The sequence below is a fragment of the Sporolactobacillus sp. PKPK-6 genome (assembly GCF_056678885.1).
The window spans coordinates 1-19,305 of sequence record NZ_JBWXPA010000002.1 but is presented as its reverse complement, the minus strand read 5'-3'; the positions used below and the strand labels follow the sequence as shown (position 1 = coordinate 19,305).

Below are 19,305 nucleotides of genomic sequence, written 5' to 3'. Positions count from 1 at the left end.
TTATTATTCATGATAAAAAAAGTTTTAGTTGCCAATAGAGGAGAGATCGCGGTTAGAATTATCCGCGCATGTAAAGAATTAAACGTAGAAACGGTCGCAATTTATTCGCAAGCCGATAAGGAGGCACTTCATGTCCAGTTGGCTGACGAAGCCTATTGCATCGGACCGAATGCGCCTAAGGACAGTTATCTGAGCTATACGAACATGATCAGTGTTGCGATGCTGACAGGCTGCGACGCTGTTCATCCCGGCTATGGCTTTCTTTCCGAAAATGCTGACTTTGCTGAGATGTGCGAGGAGTGCAACCTTTTGTTCATTGGCCCTTCCTCTGAAGCAATCAGTAAAATGGGCATCAAGGATATTGCCAAACAAACCATGAAAAATGCCGGGGTACCTGTTGTTCCAGGTTCAAATGGGGTTATCAGCAGCGTTGAGGACGGAGTGAAGATCGCCAATGATATTGGTTATCCGGTCCTGATTAAAGCAACAGCCGGCGGCGGTGGAAAAGGTATCCGTGTCGCCCAGAATGAAAAAGAATTACGGCATGGCATTACCATTACACAGCAAGAAGCGGACACTTCCTTCGGCAACTCAGGAGTTTATATTGAAAAATATATTGAGGATTTTCGTCATGTGGAAATCCAGGTACTTGCTGACACCCAGGGGAATGTAATCCATTTGGGCGAACGTGATTGTACCATCCAAAGGCGTCTGCAAAAATTGCTGGAGGAATCACCGTCACCCGCACTTAATGAAGCAAAACGTCAGGAGATGGGAATGGCTGCTGTTCGTGCTGCTCGTGCCGTTCACTACCGTAGTGCCGGTACGATTGAATTTATTTATGAACCAAACGGCTCTTTTTACTTCATGGAAATGAATACGAGAATACAGGTGGAGCATGGCGTCACGGAAGCGGTAACTGGTTTGGATCTTGTGAAGGAACAAATTCGGATTGCTTCAGGTGAACCCTTATCGGTAAAACAAGATGATATTCACCTGAATGGTCACGCAATTGAATGCCGTATCAACGCTGAAGACTCTGAAAAGAATTTCATGCCGTCTTGCGGACGCGTGGAAACCTACCTTGCTCCCGGAGGACCCGGAGTGCGCGTGGACTCAGCAGTATATCAAGGCTATTTTATTCCGCCATATTATGATTCAATGGTATCGAAGGTCATTGCGTATGGAAAGACAAGAGAGGATGCAATCGCAATTATGCGACGTGCACTTGGAGAATATGTGATTGAAGGAATTAAAACAACGATTCCCTTCCATCTGCAATTGTTGCAGCATCCGGTTTTTGAAAGTGGAGCCTTCAATACTAAATTTTTGAAAAAGTACCCGCTTAACGAACAAAGCTAATTATGGAGGTGTGACATTCATGCCCGAAAACGAAAATCGCACAATAGAAGTTGAGGAACAACAAGAGGATCTAGGCAGAATCGAGATTTCTCCTGAGGTCATTGAGGTCATTGCAAGTCTTGCCGCTGTTGAAATAGTCGGTGTCAGTGATTTACATGGTAATTTTGCTTCAGGAATGGTCGAGAAACTGAGCGGACGCAATTATCGAAAAGGCGTTAAAGTCGACTTGACCGATGACGGCATAACTATTGATGTTCAATTGACGATGAACTACGGTGTCTCCATTCCTGATGTTGCTGAGAAGGTACAGGACAACATCGTACAGACGCTGAAACGGATGACTGCGCTTGATGTTCACGAAATTAACATTCATGTTGTGGGTGTCCGTTTTGACCACAAAGAAAAGACCGGTTCCGAGATTGATTAAGAAGCAAAGGGTAGAAGCTTTCCCTTTGCTTCTTTACATGTCTTGTGAACGAATGGAATCAGCGACAACATAATATGTTTTGTTAAGTTAATATTAATGAGAGTATGAAATTGAAAGGAAGTCAGTAATGAACCGAAGAGAAGCACGTAAAATGGCGCTCCAGGCCTTATTCCAGATGACGCTCAGTAAGACGGATCGAGCGATGGCGCTCGAAGCTGTCAATGACAGCGGAAAACCAATTGATTCATTTGTCGATCGTTTATTGGATCAAACCTTGAAAAATGAAGAGGATATAGACCAACTGATCAGCAAACATTTGCAAAACTGGTCACTGGATCGCATAGGGAATATCGATAAAACAATTTTACGAATTGCGGTATGCGAAATTCTCTATTTTGATGATATACCGATCACCGTCTCCGTAAATGAAGCGATTGAGTTATGCAAAATTTATAGCGATGAACAAACAAGAAAGTTCGTGAACGGCGTTTTATCAGGTATTTCCAAGGAAATTGAAACGAAAAGTCTATAATGCAAAAGGATGGTTGACTGATGGGTGCACAACGAATTGATGGGAAATTGATCGCTACTAAAAAAAGACAAGCGATGAAATCTCAAATTGAGTCGATGAAACAACAAGGATATGTCCCCGGACTAGCTGTTATTCTTGTGGGAGAAGACCCTGCATCCATTTCCTATGTTAAAGGCAAAATTCGCGACTGCAAAGAGGTTGGCATTTATTCTGAATTAATTCAATTTGACGTAACGGTATCGGAAAAGCAAGTGCTTGAGCAGATAGAAATACTTAATGCGAATGACAAGATACATGGACTTTTAGTCCAATTGCCGCTTCCTGATCATATTTCCGAGCAAAAAGTCATTCAAGCGATCAGTCCTGAAAAAGATGTTGACGGTTTTCATCCGATCAATGTCGGCAGACTGGTGACGAAACAGGAAGGCTTTGTTTCGTGTACACCAGCTGGAATTATTGAAATGCTAAAAGCAATTGATGTGCCGATATCCGGGAAACATGTCGTTATTGTCGGTCGAAGCAATATAGTCGGGAAGCCTGCCGCTCTTCTTTTCCTAAATCTTGATGCAACGGTTACGGTTTGTCATTCAAAGACAAAGCCTCTTTCAAAGTATACGAAGCAGGCAGACATCTTGGTTGCCGCAGCGGGAAGCGAAGCACTTATTCACGCCAATGATATTAAGCCGGGTGCAATTGTTATTGATGTCGGTATGAATCGCAGCGCTTCCGGAAGGCTTGTCGGTGACGTAGCATTCGAAGAAGTAAAGGAAAAAGCAGATTACATCACACCGGTTCCCGGCGGTGTCGGACCGATGACCCGAGTGATGCTCCTCGAAAATACATTAATTGCTGCAATGCGTCAACATGAAAAGGCGGGTAAGCAATAATGGAAAATGATCGATATATTAGCGTTACCAAGCTGACTCGATATATAAAACAATTAATGGAGACCGATGGAAATCTGCAAAATATTTGGTTGCGCGGTGAGATATCAAATTTTAAACGACACTCTCGGGGTCATCTTTATTTAACAATTAAAGACAAGAATTCAAGAATACGCGCAGTCATGTTTGCAGGTAATGCGCGTCAACTAACCTTTGAACCGCAAGACGGCATGAAGGTTCTCATTCAAGGTTCTGTTGCTCTTTACGAACCTTATGGGGAATATCAAATTTATATTCGCGATATGGAGCAAGATGGATTGGGCAAGCTTTATCTTGCCTATGAGGCGTTGAAAAAAAAGCTTCAGGAGAATGGGATGTTCGATCCTTCATTAAAGAAGCTCATCCCTGAAGTTCCATATGAAGTGGGCATTATTACCTCAACGACCGGAGCTGCTATTCGTGATTTATTCACAACGATTAAGCGAAGGTTTCCCGCAGCAAGGATTACCGTATTTCCTGTACTCGTTCAAGGCGCAGAAGCTGCTCCTTCAATAGCGTCGGCTATTAATCAGGCAAATCAAATGCTTGATCTTGATGTACTGATTGTCGGCCGCGGCGGCGGATCAATTGAAGATCTGTGGGCATTCAATGAGGAGATCGTTGCCGAAGCAATTTTCAAATCGCGGATTCCGATCATTTCTGCAGTCGGGCATGAAACGGATTTTACCATTGCCGACTTTGTCGCTGATAAACGTGCACCTACACCTACGGCAGCAGGTGAATTTGCGGTTCCGAATCGCGTTGATTTGGAGCGGAGAATCGATCAATCGTCTACACGATTAGTGCAGGCGATAACCGGCAAGCTTCGTGAAGAAAAGCTGCGTCTGCATCGTATGCAGCAGTCATACGCATTTCGCTATCCGGGACAGCTTATTCTGCAAAAGGAGCAAGAGTGCGACAGACTGGTTGAACGGTTGAATAATGCGGCAAATGCGCAGCTTCTTCGAAAACGCGAACGGATTGCGATGATTGACCGCTTATTAGGTCAGAGCGGACCGCAGCAGCTAGTCACGAGAGCAAAACGTTCCTTAGCTGATCAGCAACAGCAATTAATACGGGCTCTTAAGATCTTTTGTAAAGAGCGGGAAGCTCGTTTTGATAAGCTCGTTACTCACCTGAATGGTTTAAGCCCGCTTAAGATCATGAGCCGAGGTTATGGACTTGCCTTTAATGAAAAAGAGCAATTAATCAAGTCGGTGCGTGAGGTTGCACCTGGCGATATGTTTAATCTTAAGCTGCACGATGGAAAAATAGACTGCCAGGTTTGGGGTATTGAGGAGGCGGATGAACATGTGTGATTCAATGAATAACAATCAAAAAGAACCTGTATTTGAGGAAGCAATGGACCAACTGGAACAAATTGTGAAGCAATTGGAAGAAAATGATGTGCCTCTTGAAAAGGCGATCGGGCTTTTTCAAGAAGGTATGGCACTTTCAAAGCTGTGTCATGATAAGCTTGAAACGGTCGAAAAAAAGATGGATCAGCTCATAGGACCGAATGGCGAAACAAAACCATTCTCGGTCCAGGGAGATGACGAACAATGACTAAGTTGCTGAAGACTTATATGGCGGATAAAAAGGCATGGTTTGAAGCACAGCTTCCCATGCTTTTTCAAAATGCGGTCATTACTCCGAAATTGGAACAATCGATGCTCTATTCATTAGGAGCAGGGGGAAAAAGAATTCGTCCAATATTGCTCTTTGCTACCTTGCATTCATTGGGAAAAGCAGAAGAGACTGGCTTAAGTACTGCACTTGGTTTGGAAATGATACATACCTATTCATTAATTCATGATGATCTCCCGGCAATGGATGATGATGATCTGCGGCGCGGGAAGCCGACAAATCATTGCGCTTTTGGTGAAGGGACAGCCATTTTAGCCGGTGACGGTTTATTAACCGCAGCCTTTCAATTGATCGCAAACGATCAAATTATTGATGAAAAGACAAAAAATATGCTTGTTTATCTGCTTGCAAAGGCTGCCGGACCTGAAGGAATGGTTGGCGGTCAGGAAGACGATCTCGAAGCAGAGGATAAAAAGCTTAATCTAAATGAACTCATGTCCATTCACAGAAGAAAAACAGGACAACTCATACGTTTTCCGGTAGAAGCCGCAGCTGTGATTGCAAAAGTTAACGAATCGGAAAAACAGGCACTCATCCGCTATTCGGAACACCTTGGACTCGCCTTTCAGATCGGCGATGACATTCTTGATATTATTGGTGATGAAAAAGCGCTTGGGAAGCCGATTGGCAGTGATGTCGCCAACCATAAAAACACATATGTCAGCCTTCTCGGTATGAATGGTGCTAAGGAAAAGCTCGAGCATGAAGTAAATGCTTCACTTGCTGAATTAAGAGAAATAGAGCTCAAGAATGGTTTGCTTTCCGATCTTGCAAGCTATTTGCTTCATCGTACCTATTGACATCAATACGACAATGTTTGAGCCAATGTCGAATTTATGATAAACTTAAGCGTAATAAATTGATGGTGCAGTATTCTAGTCACTCTACTTTACTTGAAGACGGGGCTAAAAATCCGTCAAAGGGCACATCGATGAAGTTCCTGGTACCGGCTTAAGGCGCCCAGCTTTGGGCTCGTGCTGGGAGTAAAGGGCGTAGGGCGATCCGCAACGGCATGTGGGCGAAGACCCTGCGCCCGTGGAGACACGTACGTTGTTTGCTTGAAATGGCAATGACTATGTGGAAAACCTGTTTCGTAAAGCGAACAGCGTAGCCTGCCTTGAGTGGGAAAGAGGGGATGGTCGGCGCATAACTTTGAACTACTTGGCCGGTACGAGAAGGGGCGCCTTCCTGAAATCAATTCTGCAAAAGAGGCTAGAGTAAAGTTTCAAGAGTGCTTGAGGAAATCTCCTAGACTGTCTGCAAATCTGCAGCATTTGAAAAGGATTATAGTGCGGTCTGAGTGGCGTTCCAGTTCGGTGCGCGGCGACGACATCGGCCGAGTTTTAATAGGAAACTGCCTGCTTGGCAACAACAGGTAACTCGGCGGGAAAACCTACTGGACCTAAGCCGCAATGTTTACTTTTCAAATGACCTCGCTACATAATTCAGACCAAATAGAAATAAGATATTTTTTAAGGATGTGAAACGTCCGTTCTGCGATCGATTGAATGAGGATGGAATACTCATGAAAAACGAGCTTAAAAAAGCATTAAAATGGGCGGTGCCTTTAGCTGTTATCACGTTTGTGCTAGCGGCTATTTTTTCAATTGTATCAACTGCGGTACTCAGTAATGCCAACGTAATTAGTGGAACTATTGTCGTTCTTGTCATTATTCTTATTGCTCTCTTTTTTGATATAATCGGTGTTGCTTCTACAGCTTCCAGCGAAGCACCTTTTCATGCAATAGCATCAAAGGGGATGAAAGGTGCAAAATATTCGGTTTGGCTGACAAAAAATGCTGACCGTGTTAATACATTTTGCACCGATGTTATTGGCGATGCAAGTGCAATAATCAGCGGTACAGCTGCGTCAGTCGTTGTAGTAGAAATGATGGCGCTGCTCGTTTACAATAAAAGCGGGGTTGTTGAATATGTCATATCCGTGATCGTGACAAGTTGTGTCGCAGCTCTGACTGTTTTTGTGAAGGCACTGGGCAAGGGATTTGCAATTAAAAATTCAACGAAAATCATTTATAAAGTCGGATATGTCATGTATTTTGCTGAAGATCATCTGCATATTCCGATACTTATGATTCTTGATACGAAGAAAAAAAAGAGCAAGAAGAGAAAATCGGCAAAAAAGGATGTGTGACATTCATGGATGTTTCAAAAATTAAGAATCCAAAACTTCTTAAAAAAATGTCCGTCAATCAGATGAACGATCTCGCCGGCGATATTCGCTCTTTTCTTATCAAAAAGCTGTCAAAAACCGGAGGACATCTTGCGCCGAATCTTGGCGTGGTTGAGTTAACGCTTGCACTTCATAAAGTATTTAACAGTCCAAAAGATAAATTAGTTTGGGACGTCGGCCACCAATCCTATGTGCATAAGATCTTAACAGGAAGAGGAGACCGTTTTGACTCGCTAAGACAATATAAAGGTCTGTGCGGATTTCCAAAACGCAGTGAGAGTGAGCATGATGTTTGGGAAGCAGGACATAGTTCGACATCTCTTTCTGCTGCACTTGGCATGGCGGTTGCGCGCGACCTGAAACACGAAAACTTTGAAGTCGTTGCAGTTATTGGCGACGGTGCATTAACAGGCGGGATGGCGCTTGAGGCGCTGAACGATATTGGACATCAGAACAGGAATATGATCATTATTCTGAACGATAATGAGATGTCGATAGCACCTAATGTCGGTGCACTTCATAACATGCTGAATCGGATTCGCTCGGCGAATAAATATAATAAGGCGAAAGAAGATCTTGAGTATCTTATGAAGAAGATTCCCGCGTTTGGCGGCAAGATTGCTTCTGTTGCTGAGCGTTTAAAAGATCGGCTGAAATATTTGCTCGTATCCGGAGTGTTCTTTGAAGAATTGGGGATTACTTATCTCGGTCCGGTTGACGGACATAATTTGAATGCACTCATGGATAGTTTCAACTATGCAAGAAAGAAAAAAGGTCCGGTCATTATTCATGTTTTGACCCAAAAGGGCAAAGGCTACAAGCCTGCAGAATTAGACGAAATCGGCACATGGCATGGGACCGGCCCATATAAAATAGAATCGGGAGCATTTATCAAACCGATTGCGGAAGCTCCGGCGTACAGCAAGGTCGTCAATGACACCTTGCAGGAGCTTGCCCGTGCAGATGAACGAATTGTTGTTATTTCTCCCGCTATGGTTGTCGGCTCGAAACTTGAGGGCTTTGGTAAAGAATTCCCTGATCGGTTGTTTGATGTAGGCATCGCCGAGCAGCATGCGGCAACTTTTGCTGCCGGCTTAGCAACACAGAAAATGAAACCTGTATTAGCTATCTACTCAACATTTATGCAACGTGCCTATGATCAGATTTTACATGATATTTGCAGGCAAGACTTGAATGTTGTGATTGCTGTGGATCGTGCCGGCTTGGTCGGCGCTGATGGAGAAACGCATCAAGGTATTTTTGATATCGGCTTTTTGCGCAGCTTGCCTAATTTAACCATTATGATGGGCAAGGATGAGAATGAACTGAGAAACATGGTTTACACGGCAATGAACTATAATCAAGGGCCAATTGCTCTTCGTTACCCACGAGGAAACGGTATTGGGGTCGCGATGAACGAACCTTTACATGAGATTCCAATCGGTACTTGGGAAATAATGCGCAACGGGTGCGACGCAACAGTGCTGGCGTTCGGACCGATGCTGCAGACGGCATTAACTGCAGCTAAGCAGCTTGAGGCGGATGGTATTCAAGTACAAGTTGTAAATGCGCGGTTTATAAAGCCGCTTGACACTCAGATGCTGTCTGAGCTTGCTGAGAATGGCGGACCGATTTTAACTGTTGAGGAAGGCATACTTGCCGGAGGATTCGGTTCAAGCATATTGGAATATTTCCATGATCAAGGCTTTTACGATTTAGTCATTGAACGAATGGGCATTGATGATTGTTTTGTTGAGCATGGCAGCGTTAACGAATTATTACACGAACTAGGGTTAACCAGTGAGCAGATCAGCATTCGAGTGAAACAAATAATAAAGGATCAGACGAGAACAAATAGAATTAGGAAGGTCATTACTTCATGAAAGATCGGGAACGGATCGACGTCCTTCTTGTTAAAAAAGGATTGTTTGAATCGCGGGAGAAGGCACAACGAGCAGTTATGGCAGGCATGGTTTATCACGGCGATTTGCGAATTGATAAACCGGGCAGCAAAGTTGACAGTACACTTGAGTTAAACATTAAAGGTAATCCGCTTCCATATGTTGGGCGCGGCGGACTGAAACTTGAAAAAGCGCTTAAGGTGTTTGATTTGGATCTCAATGGAGTTCTAATGCTCGACATCGGGGCATCAACAGGCGGTTTCACAGACTGTGCACTCCAAAATGGTGCAAAAAAAGTCTATGCACTTGATGTCGGATATAATCAATTAGCTTGGAAATTACGCAGTGATCCGCGTGTTATTGTTATGGAAAAAACAAATTTTCGTTATTGCACTCCTGAAAATTTTCAAGAAGGTCTTCCGGAATTCGCATCGATTGATGTATCATTTATCTCGTTGAAAAAAATTCTGCCTCCATTAGTCGATATTTTGAAGCAAAATGGAGAAGTCGTTGCACTGATCAAACCGCAATTTGAGGCGGGGAGAGATGAGGTTGGAAAAAAAGGGATTGTCCATGATCCGAAAGTGCATTTATCGGTTGTGAATGAGATCCTTCAATTCGCACTCGATTGCGGCTTTTCACTGCTTGACCTCAGTTATTCGCCAATTACAGGAGGAGATGGAAATATAGAATTTTTGGCCCATCTCCGCTCGAATAAAGGGCAAGCTGTCAATTTGCTGCAGGAATCGCCCGAGGAAGTTGTCCGCTTGGCTCACCAGAATTTTAACCACAAAGATAATAAGGCATAAACCTGATAATGGGTATGCTTTGTTATCTTTTTTATATGATCTCCAAAATTTTACGCTAATATATTGACGGTTTGAGTTGAACAAGAGACAATAGATGTGAGAACGAGTGTTCGAATCAGAGGGGTGAATCCTTGATGTTAGCAGAACTTCAAATCATAAATTTTGCAATTATAGACAAACTTAATGTGTCGTTCGATAATGGATTGACAGTGTTTACCGGAGAAACAGGTGCCGGAAAGTCGATTATTATTGACGCCATTGCATTACTTGCAGGCGGACGCGGGTCAGCAGAATATGTGCGGCATGGTACGCAAAAAGCAGAACTTGAGGCGTTGTTTGATATAGAGGGTCAGGAAGCTGTTTCACACTTGCTTGATCAATTAGGAATGGATCAGACAGACGGGCAGCTCATTATAAGAAGAGAAATTTCTCGAACGGGAAAAAGCGTCTGCCGAATAAATGGCAAGCTGGTCACCTTATCCATTCTTCAGCAATTTGGGGAACGACTCGTTGATATTCATGGTCAGCATGAGCATCAGCGGCTTTTGGATGTCTCCAATCATATTAGCTTTGTTGATCAATATGGTGGCGCAGTAATCTCTAAACTTAAGCATGCTTATTCTGATGACTATAAACATGTTGCAAAACTTGCGGAAGAGTGCAGTAAATACAATCGTGACGAGAAAGAAATTGCTCAGAGAATCGATCTGCTTCAATATCAAATCGGCGAAATCCAATCGGCAGAGTTAAAATCCGGTGAAGAAGAACGAATTCTTGAAGAAAAAAGAAAATTAATGAATTTCGAAAAGGTGTTCCACGCATTAGAAGTAAGCTATCAGGCGTTAGGCGGAGAAAATGCCGGATTGGATATGCTTCGACTTGCTTCGGGCAGTTTGGATTCAATTCGGGACTTGGATCCGGAGCTTGCTCATTTTTCCGAATCGGTATCCAATTGCTATTATCTTTTGGAAGAACAGACCTCAACGATCCGATCATATTTAGAACAAATGGAATACAATCCGAAACGTCTGGATGAGATCGAGACGCGATTGAATGAAATTCATTTTTTAAAAAGAAAGTATGGCAACACCGTTGAAGAGATTTTGAGTTATTTTGAACAAATAAAAAAAGAACTTAACGAACTAAATTCACGAGATCAAAATTTTGATGCGCTGAATGAAGAGTTGAAAGCCGCTCTAAGCTCGCTTAGAGAAAAGGCAGTGCAATTATCGACAGCAAGAAAAAAAACGAGCGGAAGACTTGCTCAGGCTGTTAACCGCGAATTTAAAGACTTGTGCATGGAGCACGCATTAATTGAAATCCATATTAAGATGAACAACAGTCTTGAGTCTTTTGCAGGATTTGATGTGAACGGAATTGATCAGGTTTCTTTTTATATAACAACCAATCCGGGAGAACCGTTCAAGCCGTTGGCAAAAATTGCTTCTGGCGGTGAATTATCCCGAATTATGCTGGCACTTAAAACCGTATTCAAGAAAATTATCGGCTCGGTTACCATAATATTTGATGAAGTCGATACAGGCGTCAGCGGAAAGGCTGCACAAGCAATGGCTGAAAAGATCAGCAGCTTGGCCCAGAATGCACAAGTTTTCTGTATCACTCATTTGCCGCAGGTGGCGGCGATGGCAGATCGTCATGTTCTGATTGAAAAATATATGACCAAAGATCATCGGACCGGTACTCATGTGAAAAAGCTGAGTGACACGGATAAGGTTCGTGAAATCAGCAGGATGATTTCAGGACCGGAGATGACTGACCTTTCTCGCCAACATGCCCAAGAATTGATTCGGATGGCGGATAAGGTCAAGCAATAAAAAAGGTTGGGATACTCATCCTTTACTGGAATTAATCGTTTTGTCGGATAGCTCATAATTCTTCTTTGCTCAGGCAACTTTAATAAATGCACAAAACAAGGTGCGGGTTCGGAGCGAGGAGAGTGAGTTATGACAAATAGGAAAAAAATGGGCATTGTGATCGCGATTATTCTGCTCAGTTGTTTAATCATTAGTTCAGGTGTCAAAACAGAGCAATTTGTTTTCCATGCATGGCAGAGTGCAGGATCAATAAATTCTGAGCACTTTCAGTCGGATACTCAACTGACAAGTGGATCGCCGATCACGATGCTGGTCAAAAAGAAAAAAGTTCGTGCTATTCGTAGATCTAAGGAAATGAGAAATGCGATTGCCGTATCGAACCATACGGCATTGCCCGCCAATGTATCTGATAAAGACATACGGTTGATACCAGGCGGGCAGTCTATAGGCGTACAGCTCAGCACCAAGGGAGTGCTTGTTGTCGGTTATCATCTTGTTACAACAACAGGCGGTGAGGAGTCTCCTGGAGAATCAGCAGGCATTCGAGTCGGTGATGTCATTACAAAAATAAATGGTAAATCAATGCAGTCCATCACAGATGTGCGTCGGCTGATGAGGGCTGCTAAAAGCGGGGATCAGCTTCAAGTCACTTTAATTCGCCAACGAACGATGGTGAAGAAGCATTTGATACCGATCATGGATGCACAAAATCGTCACTGTCAAATGGGGCTTTTCATTCGAGACTCCGCCTCAGGAATCGGCACGATGACCTTTTACGACCCGAATACCGGTTCATATGGCGCGCTTGGACACGTGATCTCTGATCGGGATACAGGGCAGCCGATTATGGTTAAAGACGGACGAATTGTCCGCTCGATTGTCCAGGCTATTGATCGGGGCAGAGAAGGAAAACCTGGAGAAAAGATTGCTTTCTTTCCGGAAAATGCGGTCAGCATCGGATCCGTTTCCAAAAATACTCCATTTGGCATTTTCGGAAAAATGGAGAAAAATTACATGATGCGTTCGGAAATGATGAACGCAGCGCTTCCGATTGCAAAGGCAGAACAAGTCAAGGAAGGACCGGCAAAAATTCTTACAGTCCTTAACGGTAATAAGGTCGAAGCTTTTGACATTCGAATTCTGAATTCAATCCCGCAAAAGCATCCGGCTACAAAAGGTTTAGTCATAAAAATTACCGATCCGAGATTGCTTAAAGCAACCGGCGGTATTATTCAAGGAATGAGCGGGAGTCCGATCATTCAAAATGGAAAATTAGTCGGCGCTGTCACACATGTTTTTGTCAATGATCCGACAAGCGGTTATGGTGTGCATATCGAATGGATGATTGACGAAACAAATGTGAATCATGGTCATCAAGTAATACGTAAAGAGATGGCAAGCTAATCATAAAAAAGTATTCGACAATCGCTTGTCATTATTTGTTGAAAAAGTGCGAAATGAGTAGCATAGCCTGCTTTCAGAAAGAAAATGCAAGAAAAAAATAGATTGAAGTGAAAAAGAATAAAAAGGAAACTCTTCCCTCTTGTCGAAAAGGATACATATAGAAATTCGACAAGGGGGATTTTGTGTTGCAAAAGATTAAAGTTTGCTTAACTGACGATAACCAAGAATTAATTATGTTGATTACTGAATACTTAAAAACTCAAGATGACATTGAAGTTATTGGCACTGCGAGCAATGGTCAGGATTGTCTTGAAATGCTGAAAACCATTTCACCCGACGTCCTTTTATTAGATATTATCATGCCGCATCTTGACGGAATTGGAGTTCTAGAACGTATTCATTCGGATTCTGAACTTTCGAAACCAGGTATAATTATGCTCACGGCGTTTGGTCAAGAAGATGTCACGAAGAAGGCTGTAGATTTAGGTGTATCTTATTTTATCCTTAAGCCATTTGATATGGAGAATCTAGCCAATCATATTCGTCAAGTTGCCGGGAAAAAAGCACTCAATCCAGTTTTTTCGCCGCAAACGAGCACGCTCCAACGCCCCTCTGCATCAGATAAAAAACACGATCTTAATGCCAGCATTACCGACATTATTCACGAAATCGGAGTACCTGCGCATATAAAGGGTTATATGTATCTTCGCGAAGCCATTTCGATGGTTTACCATGATATCGAGCTTCTGGGCTCAATTACGAAAGTCCTCTATCCTGATATTGCCAAAAAATATAAAACAACGCCAAGTCGCGTTGAAAGAGCGATTCGTCATGCAATTGAAGTTGCTTGGAGCAGGGGAAATGTTGAATCCATTTCAAAGCTGTTCGGCTACACAGTATCTATGTCTAAAGCAAAACCGACAAACAGCGAGTTCATCGCCATGGTCGCCGATAAATTGAGGATCGAAAACCGTGCCGAAGAATCCATGCGGATTTTGTGAAGTAAAGGATTATTTTAGAATTCTAAAAGTCAATGTAAAGCACTTCATTTGTTTAATTTACAAGTGGAGTGCTTTATTTTGTTTTTAAACTAATGATGGTGAATGTAAATAAAAGTGTGGTATGAGTCCGTGGACATTTCTTAAGGAGGATAATTATAATGTTTTATTCAAATGCAACCATTTTAATTTGCTGAATCGTGTGGCTAATTAATGACTCTTAAATTGTTTGAAAAGAAAATGAGACAAGAAATTAATTTTTATGGTATAGTTTACTTTGTCAAAAAAATTGCTAACCGTTTTCATTTTGTGACGTACATAGAAGTCAACTGTTGAAAACAAACATGATCAATAGGCACACGTTTGCTTTCATTTGATCATTGTGAAGCTTTGGAAGGTGTGGAAGATTTGACAGGTCTCATGATTTCGCTTATTCCGGCACTCCTTTGGGGAACGCTTCCGCTTGTCAGCGCAAAAGTGGGAGGAACACCGCATCATCAGGTGTTTGGAATGACGATCGGTGCATTATTTTTTTCAATTGCTCTTTTTTTCTTTATGCCGCCGCAGCTCAATGCTACGGTCATTACGGTGAGTCTGTTATCAGGACTTTTTTGGGCTGTTGGACAATTTTATCAGTTTGCGGCAATGAAAATTCTCGGTGTCTCGAAAACGATGCCACTTTCTACTGGAATGCAGCTTGCGGGAGCAGCATTATGTGGAATTTTTATTTTCCATGAATGGGATAGCGCTTTTCGAATGATAATAGGTATATCTGCATTAATGCTGATTGTTATTGGTGTTTTGCTCACATCGAGAGAGCGGCGGTCCAAAGGGCAGTACATTAATTCAATGTTTAAAGGACTTGTGTTTCTAGTTATATCTACCCTTGGGTATATATCTTATCTCGTCATTCTCCGCTCGTTTCAGATTGATGGATGGTCGGCAATACTTCCTCAATCAATTGGTATGATTATCGGGGCGGTCATTCTGTCAGGCAAAAAAGTGAAAATGCTTCACAATCGGCACACCGCATTTAATATTATTTCAGGATTGATGTGGGCCGGAGGCAATCTTGCCCTTCTTATTGCCACAAAGCTAGAAGGGGTCGCCATCAGTTTTTCAATGTCACAAATTGGAACGGTGCTTTCTACATTAGGCGGGATCTTTATTCTCGGTGAAAAAAAGTCAAGAAATCAGATGGTACTTCTACTTATAGGATGTGCTATGATCATTTTTGGCGGCGTTCTTTTAGGAATGACAAAAAATTAAATCACTTGGAGAGTTAAATTGATTTCAATTTTTTAGCTGTTAGGCCATGACATGAGTGGAAATGAATGATAAAATATAACTAAGCTTTTTGAAGAATCTTGTCATCTGAAGAGATGAAAACGGTTCTTTAAAGATATTGCAGGTCAATATATTATTGGATCCTGTTCAATTCAAATATTAAGCAAATGAATGGAGCGAGTAGAAAAATGGAAAAAACGTATGTAGTCACTGATGAAACGGGTATTCACGCACGTCCGGCAACCGTGCTTGTAAGTGAAGCAAGCAAGTTTGAATCGAATATCAACATCGAATATAATGGCAAGAAAGCCAACCTGAAGAGTATTATGGGTGTTATGGCTCTTGGCATTATGCAAGGTGCAGAATTCAAAATTGTTACGGACGGCTCAGACGCTGACGAAGCATCTGCTGCAATCGGCAATGTTATTTCAGCTCAGGGCATTGGTAAAGAAAAATAATGCTCACCAGATAAAAAGAAGCGGATTTGAGGATTTCCTCAAATTCGCTTCTTTTTTTACGCCTTTGAAACGGCGGGTGTTTGTTTCTTAATTCTTTGGAGCAACATGTGTGAGAAATAGGTTTGTACAATTAAAAAGAGCCCGCCTACAACCCAATAAAGCGGCAGTGCAGCTGATGTCGACAAAGATGCAAATATGATCATGATCGGAGACATTAATCCAATCCACTGAAGTGAAGATTGCTGCTCAGCACCGCCAACGTTTGGCATCATTTTTTGACTGATTTTAAACTGCAAGAAATAAACAACACCGGCGATAATCGTAAGTACTAAATCTGTGTGTCCCAAACTAAACCAGAGAAAATGATGCGTTGCAATCTCATGTGAACTTCTGATGGCATAATAAAATCCCATCAATATCGGCATCTGCACAATAATCGGCAGACATCCGACCGCTGAAAACGGGTTAACATTATGCTTTTTATAGAGTCCCATCATTTCCATTTGAATTTTTTGTTTTTCTGCAGCGTCTTTGGTTTCTGACATTCTTTTTTGAATGTCGTTTAATTCGGGTTTCAACTTGTCCATTTTCTGCTTAACGTCAAATTGCCGGACGTATTGCCGTATCATTAATGGAGCCAACAGTAAACGGATCAAGAGTGTCAGAACGATAATGGCCACACCATAACTATTTCCAAAAAAAGATGCGGTACTTTGGATCATCAATGTAAAAGGTTCAATGAGCATATTCATAGATTCGGTTCCCCCCAGCATTTTTAAGAAGCAATTAACTGAATGCTAGGAGGGAACAGTGGTCCTTCGAATCTGATTGTTTGGAATCTCTGCGTCTGACCGTTCGAACGAGACAGAACATAACATGTCTCATTTCCGCATTCAAAGAACTGAAAACCAATGCAATTGGCATACATGCGCCGGAAGGCACGCCTTTCTGCATGTACTTATTGAACTGAGTGCGTTCGGTCCGGAATGAGTGTTGAATGATGTAAAATGAGAGTTCCAAGGCGATCAGAAGCGTGGGGAACACTGGATCATTTAATAAATAGGCACAAAAATCCAGCGTAGCGGTCACCTGCCTCTCTAAAGATTCTATAAAACATCATACCATGAATGACTGGCGCGTAGAACCTTAAGTATAGGCATAAAATGCCCTCCGACAAAGTGACGGAGGGCATTGATCATGTTAATAATAAGGATTTTTTATAAAAGAATCAACGGAGTTAGGATTGGTGCGAATACAAGAGTGAATATTGCTGCAAGCACCATAGCAAGGCTTGCGGCTGCGCCTTCTTCACTGCCAAATTCAAGCGCTTTTGAGGTGCCGGCACCATGGGCTCCCATGCCTAAGAGCAATCCCTTTGCCAATTTTTCTCTGATATGCAAAGATCGGATGATCATTGGGCCCAGAATCAAACCCGTAATTCCGGTAACGATGACAAAGATAGCTGTCATCGTCGGCATCCCGCCAATATCAACGGACACTGCCATTGCGATCGGCGTAGTTATCGAACGAGGCAGCAGACTAAGTAAATAGTTGTCATTTAATTTTACGAGATGACTAAATACACCAGAACTCAGTATTGCAATTGTAACACCTGAGCTCATGCTGATTGCAATGATCTTCGCATATTTTTTCATGACCTTGCGGAATTTATAGAGCGGTATGGCAAAACCAACTACAGCAGGCTGAAGCATATTGCTTAACCAACGTCCACCGCTGTCATAATCTGAATAATCTATATGAAACCCAACCAACATGGATGAAAGGATGCATGGGGCAATAAGCAATGGTGAAAGGAGTGCAAATCTGATTTTTTTGTACAATTGTTTTGATAAGAGATAAACAAGAACCGTGAGCAGGATGCAAATGAATGCAATCATTTTTCAATCTCTCCCTTTTTATTTGCCAGCCTGCGAATAGAAAATTGGGCGACTAGACCTGTGACAATCATGACTGTAATTGTGCTTAACAAAATCACAAACAGAAACTGTGAACCATGCTGAAGAATTTCATCTTTGTACTGAATAATTGCGACTGCAGAAGGAACAAAAAAAAGGAGCATTTCAGACATTAAAAAACCAGCTCCGAGTTCTATTGCAGACAACTTCAAAATTTTGAAGTGTAGTAGGGCAAGAACGATAAAAAGCCCAATAATACTGCCGGATACCGGCAAATGCAACCACCTGACCAAAATGTTACCAAGCAAAGCAAATAAATATAGATAGCAAACCTGGAGAGCCACGCGAAAAAGCTTTAACAAATTACAGACACTTCCTTATTTATGAACAAACGAATGTGATCTATGTCACAGTGTATTATACAAAAGTTAAATTTACAGGTACAATAGATTTCGAGAATACTTGTATTCCTTTCACCTATAGCTTGGAGGCGGTGACCACGGATATTAAACATCTTCACTACTTTTTAGAAGTAGCTGTAAGAAAAAGTTTCACAAAGGCAGCACATCACCTTTATGTAACACAGCCGACGATTAGTAAAATGGTAAGAGATATAGAGGATGAACTTGGTATGGTGTTGCTTGATCGCACCGGAAAAGAAATTGAATTAACTGATGCAGGAAAGATTGTTTTTGAACAAGCGCAGCAAATTGTTCAATCCTTTGCTCATTTGTCTGACGAATTAAGCGATTTGACTCATGCTAAAAGAGGAAAACTGACAGTCGGGCTTCCACCGATGATCGGAATTCATTTTTTTCCCTCGATTCTCAGTCAATTTCGCAAGGATTTTCCTGGGATCAGCCTTCATATTGCAGAATATGGTGCTAAAAGGGTTGCTGATTGTGTAACTGAGGGATTGTTAGAAGTGGGGGTCACAGTTGGAACTGTTAATGAAGAATTTTTTAACTCATTTGTTTTTTTTGATGACTGTTTGCGTCTTGTCGTGAATGCATCGAATCCGCTGGCTAATAGGTCCCAAGTGGCCCTGGAAGACCTTCGTGATGAACATTTTATTTTATTTCCAGAAGATTTTGCTTTGCGTGGAATGATTATCAATTGTTGTAATAAAGCTGGTTATCAACCAAAAATTGTATTCGAAAGTTCACAGTGGGAGTTTATTGTGAAGATGGTTTCTGAAGGATTCGGCATTGCATTTTTGCCAGAGCGTATTATTAAAAAATTAGAACAGGAAACAGCGTCAATCGTTACACTTCCGATAGAAGATTCTGAGCTTAATTGGCGACTGTCAATGATATGGAAGAAAAACCACTATTTATCTTATGCGGCACGAACATGGGTATCAGAAACGCGAGCCGCCTTAGATTGTATTAATTGAATGAAGGATTGTGCTCAGAATAAAACGTTGAAATTAATCGTTGACAGTTTGATTCAACGATGGTATATTGTAAAAGTTGTTCCCATCGATGTTATGCTTTTTTGTTGACTTTTGATAGGACAAACAATATAATTATTTATAAGCCATCGAAATTGTGTGTTGACAAGAAACAGTCGATATGTTAGACTGTTCAAGTTGTCTCTTAAAAGCAGATGGCTA

At 42.0% G+C, this 19,305-nt stretch carries 19 protein-coding genes; 16 read left to right on the top strand and 3 right to left on the bottom strand.

Annotation, left to right across the window (positions count from 1 at the left end):
* Positions 1-9 precede the first annotated feature (9 nt).
* The 15 genes from accC (at position 10) to AC1MBV_RS10860 (ending at position 15,774) form a co-directional block, all read left to right on the top strand.
* Entirely contained in the window at positions 10-1,362 is a 1,353-nt protein-coding gene (accC, locus tag AC1MBV_RS10930) for an acetyl-CoA carboxylase biotin carboxylase subunit (protein WP_255749579.1), read from the top strand.
* A gap of 19 nt (positions 1,363-1,381) precedes the next feature.
* Positions 1,382-1,789, top strand: a complete 408-nt coding sequence (locus tag AC1MBV_RS10925) for an Asp23/Gls24 family envelope stress response protein (RefSeq protein ID WP_255749578.1) — start codon at positions 1,382-1,384, stop codon at positions 1,787-1,789.
* Positions 1,790-1,916: 127 nt separating this feature from the next.
* On the top strand, positions 1,917-2,321 hold the full coding sequence (gene nusB / locus AC1MBV_RS10920) for a transcription antitermination factor NusB (protein WP_255749577.1): 405 nt from the start codon (positions 1,917-1,919) through the stop codon (positions 2,319-2,321).
* Positions 2,322-2,341: 20 nt separating this feature from the next.
* The gene (gene folD / locus AC1MBV_RS10915; protein WP_480948288.1) at positions 2,342-3,208 is read left to right on the top strand and encodes a bifunctional methylenetetrahydrofolate dehydrogenase/methenyltetrahydrofolate cyclohydrolase FolD; all 867 of its coding nucleotides are present in this window, start codon (positions 2,342-2,344) and stop codon (positions 3,206-3,208) included.
* A complete protein-coding gene (xseA, locus tag AC1MBV_RS10910; RefSeq protein ID WP_255749575.1) occupies positions 3,208-4,563 on the top strand; it encodes an exodeoxyribonuclease VII large subunit in 1,356 nt (451 codons plus the stop codon). Before folD ends, xseA begins: the two co-directional genes overlap by 1 nt.
* A 4-nt stretch (positions 4,564-4,567) precedes the next feature.
* Positions 4,568-4,810, top strand: coding sequence for an exodeoxyribonuclease VII small subunit (xseB, locus tag AC1MBV_RS10905; protein ID WP_480948287.1), 243 nt, complete (start codon positions 4,568-4,570; stop codon positions 4,808-4,810).
* Positions 4,807-5,691 carry a polyprenyl synthetase family protein gene (locus AC1MBV_RS10900; protein WP_255749573.1) on the top strand — a complete coding sequence of 295 codons (885 nt, stop codon included), beginning with the start codon at positions 4,807-4,809 and terminating at the stop codon, positions 5,689-5,691. The genes xseB and AC1MBV_RS10900 overlap by 4 nt, the downstream gene beginning before the upstream one ends.
* A 725-nt stretch (positions 5,692-6,416) precedes the next feature.
* Positions 6,417-7,043, top strand: coding sequence for a hypothetical protein (locus AC1MBV_RS10895; protein WP_255749572.1), 627 nt, complete (start codon positions 6,417-6,419; stop codon positions 7,041-7,043).
* Between the two features lie 5 nt (positions 7,044-7,048).
* On the top strand, positions 7,049-8,965 hold the full coding sequence (gene dxs, locus AC1MBV_RS10890) for a 1-deoxy-D-xylulose-5-phosphate synthase (RefSeq protein WP_480948286.1): 1,917 nt from the start codon (positions 7,049-7,051) through the stop codon (positions 8,963-8,965).
* Positions 8,962-9,792, top strand: coding sequence for a TlyA family RNA methyltransferase (locus AC1MBV_RS10885; RefSeq protein WP_255749570.1), 831 nt, complete (start codon positions 8,962-8,964; stop codon positions 9,790-9,792). Before dxs ends, AC1MBV_RS10885 begins: the two co-directional genes overlap by 4 nt.
* Positions 9,793-9,926: 134 nt before the next feature.
* The gene (gene recN, locus AC1MBV_RS10880) at positions 9,927-11,627 is read left to right on the top strand and encodes a DNA repair protein RecN (RefSeq protein WP_255749569.1); all 1,701 of its coding nucleotides are present in this window, start codon (positions 9,927-9,929) and stop codon (positions 11,625-11,627) included.
* 129 nt (positions 11,628-11,756) lie between these two features.
* Positions 11,757-13,031: a SpoIVB peptidase gene (gene spoIVB, locus AC1MBV_RS10875; RefSeq protein WP_255749568.1), complete on the top strand. Its 1,275-nt coding sequence runs from the start codon at positions 11,757-11,759 to the stop codon at positions 13,029-13,031.
* A gap of 185 nt (positions 13,032-13,216) precedes the next feature.
* Complete coding sequence (gene spo0A, locus AC1MBV_RS10870; RefSeq protein WP_255749567.1) at positions 13,217-14,032, top strand: sporulation transcription factor Spo0A; 816 nt, start codon at positions 13,217-13,219, stop codon at positions 14,030-14,032.
* 396 nt (positions 14,033-14,428) lie between these two features.
* Complete coding sequence (locus AC1MBV_RS10865) at positions 14,429-15,298, top strand: GRP family sugar transporter (protein ID WP_370646181.1); 870 nt, start codon at positions 14,429-14,431, stop codon at positions 15,296-15,298.
* A gap of 206 nt (positions 15,299-15,504) precedes the next feature.
* Complete coding sequence (locus AC1MBV_RS10860) at positions 15,505-15,774, top strand: phosphocarrier protein HPr (RefSeq protein ID WP_255749565.1); 270 nt, start codon at positions 15,505-15,507, stop codon at positions 15,772-15,774.
* 56 nt (positions 15,775-15,830) lie between these two features.
* Here the strand turns inward: AC1MBV_RS10860 and yidC are convergent, their stop codons facing one another.
* The 3 genes from yidC to AC1MBV_RS10845 all read right to left on the bottom strand — a co-directional run bounded on the left by yidC (position 15,831) and on the right by AC1MBV_RS10845 (position 18,052).
* On the bottom strand, positions 15,831-16,526 hold the full coding sequence (yidC, locus tag AC1MBV_RS10855; protein ID WP_255749564.1) for a membrane protein insertase YidC: 696 nt from the start codon (positions 16,524-16,526) through the stop codon (positions 15,831-15,833).
* Positions 16,527-16,991: 465 nt separating this feature from the next.
* The gene (locus tag AC1MBV_RS10850) at positions 16,992-17,672 is read right to left on the bottom strand and encodes an LrgB family protein (protein ID WP_255749563.1); all 681 of its coding nucleotides are present in this window, start codon (positions 17,670-17,672) and stop codon (positions 16,992-16,994) included.
* Positions 17,669-18,052, bottom strand: coding sequence for a CidA/LrgA family protein (locus AC1MBV_RS10845; protein WP_255749562.1), 384 nt, complete (start codon positions 18,050-18,052; stop codon positions 17,669-17,671). Before AC1MBV_RS10845 ends, AC1MBV_RS10850 begins: the two co-directional genes overlap by 4 nt.
* A 131-nt stretch (positions 18,053-18,183) precedes the next feature.
* On the opposite strand from AC1MBV_RS10845, the gene AC1MBV_RS10840 reads away from it, so the two are divergent.
* Positions 18,184-19,086: a LysR family transcriptional regulator gene (locus AC1MBV_RS10840; RefSeq protein ID WP_255749561.1), complete on the top strand. Its 903-nt coding sequence runs from the start codon at positions 18,184-18,186 to the stop codon at positions 19,084-19,086.
* Positions 19,087-19,305: the final 219 nt, after the last annotated feature.